This is a genomic window from Streptomyces sp. NPDC029216 (assembly GCF_040648015.1).
GTDB lineage: Bacteria > Actinomycetota > Actinomycetes > Streptomycetales > Streptomycetaceae > Streptomyces.
Genome location: NZ_JBEZWL010000250.1, coordinates 1 through 5,777 on the forward strand (window position 1 = coordinate 1; position 5,777 = coordinate 5,777).

General features: G+C 72.1%; 6 protein-coding genes and 1 pseudogene. 4 read left to right on the forward strand and 3 right to left on the reverse strand.

Going from position 1 to position 5,777, the window contains the following annotated elements:
- The 3 genes from AB0F18_RS38180 to AB0F18_RS38190 all read right to left on the reverse strand — a co-directional run.
- The coding region (locus AB0F18_RS38180) for an NADH-quinone oxidoreductase subunit C (RefSeq protein WP_362069846.1) at window positions 1–711 on the reverse strand (711 nt) is incomplete at its 3' end.
- A complete protein-coding gene (locus AB0F18_RS38185) occupies window positions 708–1,310 on the reverse strand; it encodes an NADH-quinone oxidoreductase subunit B family protein (RefSeq protein WP_362069849.1) in 603 nt (200 codons plus the stop codon). The genes AB0F18_RS38185 and AB0F18_RS38180, both read right to left, overlap by 4 nt.
- The gene (locus tag AB0F18_RS38190) at window positions 1,301–1,708 is read right to left on the reverse strand and encodes an NADH-quinone oxidoreductase subunit A (protein WP_362069857.1); all 408 of its coding nucleotides are present in this window, start codon (window positions 1,706–1,708) and stop codon (window positions 1,301–1,303) included. The genes AB0F18_RS38185 and AB0F18_RS38190 overlap by 10 nt, the downstream gene beginning before the upstream one ends.
- 156 nt (window positions 1,709–1,864) lie before the next feature.
- Between AB0F18_RS38190 and AB0F18_RS38195 the strand changes: the two genes are divergently transcribed.
- The 4 genes and pseudogenes from AB0F18_RS38195 to AB0F18_RS38210 all read left to right on the forward strand — a co-directional run.
- Window positions 1,865–3,031: a sensor domain-containing protein gene (locus AB0F18_RS38195; RefSeq protein ID WP_362069852.1), complete on the forward strand. Its 1,167-nt coding sequence runs from the start codon at window positions 1,865–1,867 to the stop codon at window positions 3,029–3,031.
- A gap of 262 nt (window positions 3,032–3,293) precedes the next feature.
- Complete coding sequence (locus tag AB0F18_RS38200; RefSeq protein ID WP_362069855.1) at window positions 3,294–4,574, forward strand: sensor domain-containing protein; 1,281 nt, start codon at window positions 3,294–3,296, stop codon at window positions 4,572–4,574.
- 113 nt (window positions 4,575–4,687) lie between these two features.
- Window positions 4,688–5,347, forward strand: a complete 660-nt coding sequence (locus AB0F18_RS38205; RefSeq protein ID WP_362069860.1) for a response regulator transcription factor — start codon at window positions 4,688–4,690, stop codon at window positions 5,345–5,347.
- A 211-nt stretch (window positions 5,348–5,558) separates the two neighbouring features.
- A pseudogene (locus AB0F18_RS38210) lies at window positions 5,559–5,777 on the forward strand (2-oxoglutarate ferredoxin oxidoreductase subunit alpha); the annotation flags it as partial.

Genomic DNA, 5,777 nt, shown 5'->3' on the forward strand with positions numbered 1-5,777 from the left:
CCTTCCGCACAGCCTGTCGCGCCTAATCGATATTTTCTGGTGGTTTTGTGTTGTACAGGTTTGTCCTCTTCGGGGGGGGGGGGGGGGGGGGGGGGGGGGGGGGGGGGGGGCCGGGGGGGCCGGGGCCGGGGGGAGCTGGCCCTTGAGCGGGCCCCAGTCGTTCGGGTCCGGTACGCCGGGCGGGAGCATCTGGCGGCGCTTGGGCGCGTCCGGGTCGTGTGCCTCGCCCGGCTCCTTGGCGCCGGGCCACGCCTTGGCGACGCGCGCCGCCAGGACGAAGTCCTTGCGCAGCGGGTGGCCCTCGAAGTTCTCGGGGAGCAGGAGGTGCACGAGGTGCGGGTGGTCGGTGAAGACCACGCCGAACATCTCGTACGTCTCACGCTCGTGCCAGGCCGCGCCCGCGTAGACCGCGACCGCCGACGGGAGGCTCGGGGCGCTGTGCGGGACGGTCGTGCGGAGCAGCAGGCGGCGTACCCGCCCGCCCTCCAGGGCGACGACGTGGGCGCAGATCCGGAAGCCGGTGCCCGGCTCGTCGACCGCGCTCAGCCAGTCGAAGTAGGTGCAGCCCAGCTTGTCGCGGGCGATCTCCAGCGACGGGATCCAGGAACCGGCCGGGACGTCCACGGTGAGGACGTCGTACGCGACCGAGGCCACGGCCTCCGCGCCGAAGACCTCCGGGGCCGCGTCGGGGAGGGAGTCGTAGAGGTTCACGCGCCGCCCCCCGGGGCGGGCGGGGCGCTCACCAGGCCGCTGGTGAGCTGCGCGACCGACGGCTGCGCGGCGTAGCGGTCCGCCAGCGACTCGCGGGCGATCTTCTCCTGGAGCTTGAGGATGCCCTGGAGGAGGGCCTCGGGGCGGGGCGGGCAGCCGGGCACGTAGACGTCGACCGGGATGATCTGGTCGACGCCCTTGGTGACCGAGTACGAGTCCCAGTACGGGCCGCCGCAGTTGGAGCAGGCGCCGAAGGAGATGACGTACTTGGGTTCGGGCATCTGCTCGTAGAGCCGCTTGACGGCCGGGGCCATCTTGTCCGTCACCGTGCCCGAGACGATCATCAGGTCGGCCTGGCGCGGGCCCGGCGCGAAGGGGATGACACCCAGGCGGATGAAGTCGTGACGCGCCATGGACGCGGCGATGAACTCGATCGCGCAGCAGGCGAGGCCGAAGTTGAAGACCCACAGGCTGTAGCGGCGGCCCCAGTTCAGGACCACCTTCATCGGCTCGGGGGCCAGGCGGGAGAGGACCCCCAGCCTCCTGGGTTCCGGGAGCGCAACGGGCTCCGGTGTCACGGCGGCCGGTGTCACGTCCATTCGAGGACGCCCTTCTTGTACGCGTAGAGCAGGCCGACGGCGAGGAACCCCAGGAAGACGAACATCTCCACCAGGGTCGTGGCGCCGTAGCCGGCGGCGGCGAAGACCGTCGCCCACGGGAAGAGGAAGATCGAGTCGACGGCGAAGATGACGTAGAGGAAGGCGTAGACGTAGTAGCGGACCTGGGTGTGCGCCCAGCCCTCCCCCACGGGGTCCACGCCGCACTCGTACGTCAGCAGCTTCTCGGGGGTCGGGACCACGGGCCGCAGCAGGCGGCCGGCGCCGAAGGCCACGGCGACGAAGAGCACGCCGAGGACGGCGAGCAGGCCGACGACCGAATAGCTGCGGAAGTAGTCCGCGGCAATTACGGTCACGGTCGATACCGTTGGTTCGGGCACGTCCGTTCCTCGCTCCTCGGCCACTGTCGACGTTCTCGTTGATCTGGTACGGACGGGAGTCTAGGGCCTGGTCCGCACAGGGTGGGGTTACCCCCCGTTTACTCGCGCCTGGCCACCCCATGGCTTTGCCGGGGTGGAATTGGCACGCTGGGCCGCATGACCGCGAACGATCAAGCTTCCGTCCCTCCTCCCGTCCGGCCCGTTTTCTCCGGGGCCACGTGGAAGGAGATCGCCTATCTGGTCACCAATCTGCCGGTGGCGCTGATCGGATTCATTTACACGGTTGTCATGCTTGCGACCGCGGGCGGGCTGGCCGTGACCGCGATCGGACTGCCGCTGCTGCTGGCCGGTCTTTACCTGTCGCGGCAGCTCGGGGTGCTGGAGCGGGTACGGGCGAGGGCGCTGCTGGGTGTGCGCGTCGCCGAGCCGACCCCGCTTCCGGGGCCGCGCCGCTCCGGCGGGTTCTTCCCCTGGCTGTGGGCGGGGATCAAGGACCCGGTGGCGTGGCGGACCGTGCTGTTCGAGCTGGTCCGGCTGCCCTGGGGGGTGCTGACCTTCAGTATCGCCCTGCTGGGGCTGTTCGTGCTGTGGCCCGTGCTCCCGTACGTGGTGCGGCTGCTCGCGAACCTGGACCGGGCGATGGTACGGGGCCTGCTGTCGCCCTCCGACGAGCTGGAGCGGCGGATCGCCGAGCTGGAGTCGGGGCGCGGGGTGGTCGTGGACACGGCGGCGGCCGATCTGCGGCGGATCGAGCGGGACCTGCACGACGGGGCGCAGGCGCGGCTCGTGGCGCTGGCGATGGGGCTGGGCCTGGCGAAGGAGAAGCTGCTGGAGGACCCGGAGGGCGCGGCGGCGATGGTCGACGAGGCGCACGGGGAGGTCAAGCTCGCGCTGCAGGAGCTGCGGGACCTGGCGCGGGGGATCCATCCGGCGGTGCTGACGGACCGGGGGCTGGACGCGGCGCTGTCGTCGGTGGCGGCGCGGTGTCTGGTGCCGGTGAAGGTGTCGGTGGAGCTGGAGGAGCGGCCGGCGGAGGCGATCGAGGGGATCGCGTACTTCGTGGTGTCGGAGCTGCTGCAGAACGTCAGCAAGCACGCGGTGGGGGTCGCGCGGGGCGCGTCGGTGGAGGTGTGGCGGGCGGGGGCGCGGCTGGTCGTGCGGGTGTCCGACGACGGGCCGGGCGGGGCCGGGCCCTCCGGGGGGAGTGGGCTGGCGGGGCTCGCGGAGCGGGTGCGGGCCGTTGACGGGGGGTTCGGGGTGGAGTCGCCCCGGGGGGCGGGGACGGTGGTGACGGTCGAGTTGCCGTGGCGCGTCCGCGGGTAGCGGGGGGTCTGGCCTGGCCGGGCGGGTCGGGGGTGCCGCTGCGCGGAGCGGTCCCCGACCCGCCCTTTCACCGTTTCTCCCCCAGCTACCGCTGGGAGGTGCCCCCAGGGGCTCCGCCCCAGACCCCGCGCCTCAAACGCCGGCGGGGCTGGATTCGGTGGGGTTAACCCCCCAGGCGGGACGCCGACCCGCCGGATGGTCCGGGGGGAGGGGCCCCGGCCAGGGTGGAGGGGTTGGGTCAGGGGATGGAAGGGGTCTGGGCATGGTGGAGCGTCGTGGGGTGCTGAGGGCGCCGCTGGAGGGGCGGGTCTGGCGGGAGTTGCTCTATCTGCTGGTCGGGCTGCCGTTGAGCACGCTGTACTTCGCGCTCGCCGTCGCCGGGGTGTCCGCCGGGGCCGGGCTGCTCGTGACCTTCGTCGGGGTGCCGGTCCTGGCCGGGGTGCTCGCCATGTGCCGGGGGTTCGGGTACGTGGAGCGGGCCCGGGTGCGGGGGCTGCTGCGGGTGCCGGTCGCCGGGCCGGCTCCGGTGCGGGCGGCCAGGCGCGGGGTGCTGCCCGCCATGGGGGCGCTGCTGAAGAGCGGCAGCGCCTGGCGGCACGTGCTGTACTCGGTGGTCCACTTCCCCTGGGCGGTGTTCTCCTTCTGCGTCGCGCTCACCCTCTGGAGCTACGGATGGAGCATGCTGCTGTACCCGCTGTGGTTCTGGGTGTTCCCGGCCTTCACCGACCGGTCCGGGCTGCAGTTGTTCCAGAACGGCGACTACACCTTCACTCTGGACTCCCCCCTCGCCATCGCCGCCGCCAGTGGGCTGGGGCTGGTGCTCACGCTGCTCACCCCGTGGGTCATCCGGGGGCTCGTGACCGTCGACCGGGTCCTGGTCACCGGGCTGCTCGGCCGGTCGCGGCTCGACGACCGGGTCAGTGAGCTGGAGTCCGACCGCGGGGTGGTCGTGGACAGCGCCGCCGCCGATCTTCGGCGCATCGAGCGGGAGCTGCACGACGGGGCCCAGGCGCGGCTGGCGGCGCTGGCCATGGAGCTGGGGCTCGCGAAGGAGAAGCTGGCCGAGGACCCCCGGGCCGCCGCCCGCCTGGTGGACGAGGCCCACGGCGAGGTGAAGACCGCGCTGCGGGAGCTGCGGGACCTGGCCCGGGGGATCCATCCCGCCGTGCTCACCGACCGGGGGCTGGACGCGGCGCTGTCGGCTGTGGCCTCACGGTGCGCGGTTCCGGTACGGGTGGAGGTGGACCTGCCGTCCCGGCCCGCCCCGGCGGTCGAGGGGATCGCGTACTTCACGGTGTCGGAGCTGCTGCGGAGCCTCGGCGGGCACGCGGGGGCCCGGAGCGCGGGCGTGGACGTGTGGAAGTCCGGGGAGCGGCTGCTGATCCGGGTCACGGCCGACGGCCAGGACGGAACCGGCCCCTCCGGGGGAGGTGTGCCGGCTGGGCTCGCGGAGCGGCTGGACGCGGTGGACGGCGTCCTGGTCGTCGACTCGGGGCCGGGGCGGGGGACGACGGTGACAGCGGAGCTGCCCTGGCGCGCGTAGACCCGTCCGCGACCCGCGAAACTCCGCCCGCCCGGCCGCCCGCGGCTGGGATGCTTGGCACTGCCAAGTGGGTTTGCGAGTGACGCGGGAGCTGCTGAAACGTGGAAGACAGGGTGCGGGTGGTCATCGCCGAGGATTCAGTGCTGCTCCGTGAGGGCCTGACCCGGTTGCTGACCGACCGGGGGCATGACGTCGTGGCCGGCGTCGGGGACGCGGAAGCCCTGATCAAGACGGTGGCGGACCTGGCGGCCGAGGGGAAGCTGCCCGACGTGGTGGTGGCCGACGTGCGGATGCCGCCGACGCACACCGACGAGGGGGTACGGGCCGCCGTGCAGCTGCGCCGCGACTACCCGGGGATCGGGGTGCTCGTGCTGTCCCAGTACGTGGAGGAGCAGTACGCCACCGAACTGCTGGCCGGTTCCAGCACCGGGGTGGGGTACCTGCTCAAGGACCGGGTGGCCGAGGTGCGCGAGTTCCTCGACGCCGTCGTCCGGGTGGCGCGGGGCGGTACGGCCCTGGATCCCGAGGTCGTGGCGCAGCTGCTGGGGCGCAGCCGCAAGCAGGACGTCCTGGCGGGTCTGACCCCGCGCGAGCGGGAGGTGCTGGGCCTCATGGCGGAGGGACGCACGAATTCCGCTGTAGCCAAGCAGCTCGTGGTGAGTGACGGGGCCGTGGAGAAGCACGTCAGCAATATCTTCATGAAGCTGGGCCTGTCTCCGAGTGACGGGGATCACCGGCGCGTACTGGCGGTTCTTACCTACCTCAGGTCTTGATCGACTGAGACTCTGTCAGTTAAGGCACGCGTCGGCATCGCCGTACGACGGCCGGGTGATTTGGAATATTTCGAGTAGAGCACGACGTCTGTCGGACAGACCGCTCCGCGCGGAGCGGTCCAGAATGCGGGCGACCCAGGGACGGACGACGTCGCGGACGTAGGGTTGACCTTGGGAGTGAACGCCCACGCCTCGAAGGAGGTCCAGTTCAGTGACCAGCCAGGTCAGTAGCCCGGCCGAGCAGGCCGACGGGGCCGGCGGGGCCATCGGTGAGCAGCGCAGCGCGCCTCAGCCCGGTGGAGCCGGCAAGGAAATCCGCCGTGTCGACCGGGTGATCATCCGCTTCGCGGGTGACTCGGGTGACGGTATGCAGCTGACGGGTGACCGTTTCACCTCGGAGACGGCGTCCTTCGGCAACGACCTCTCGACG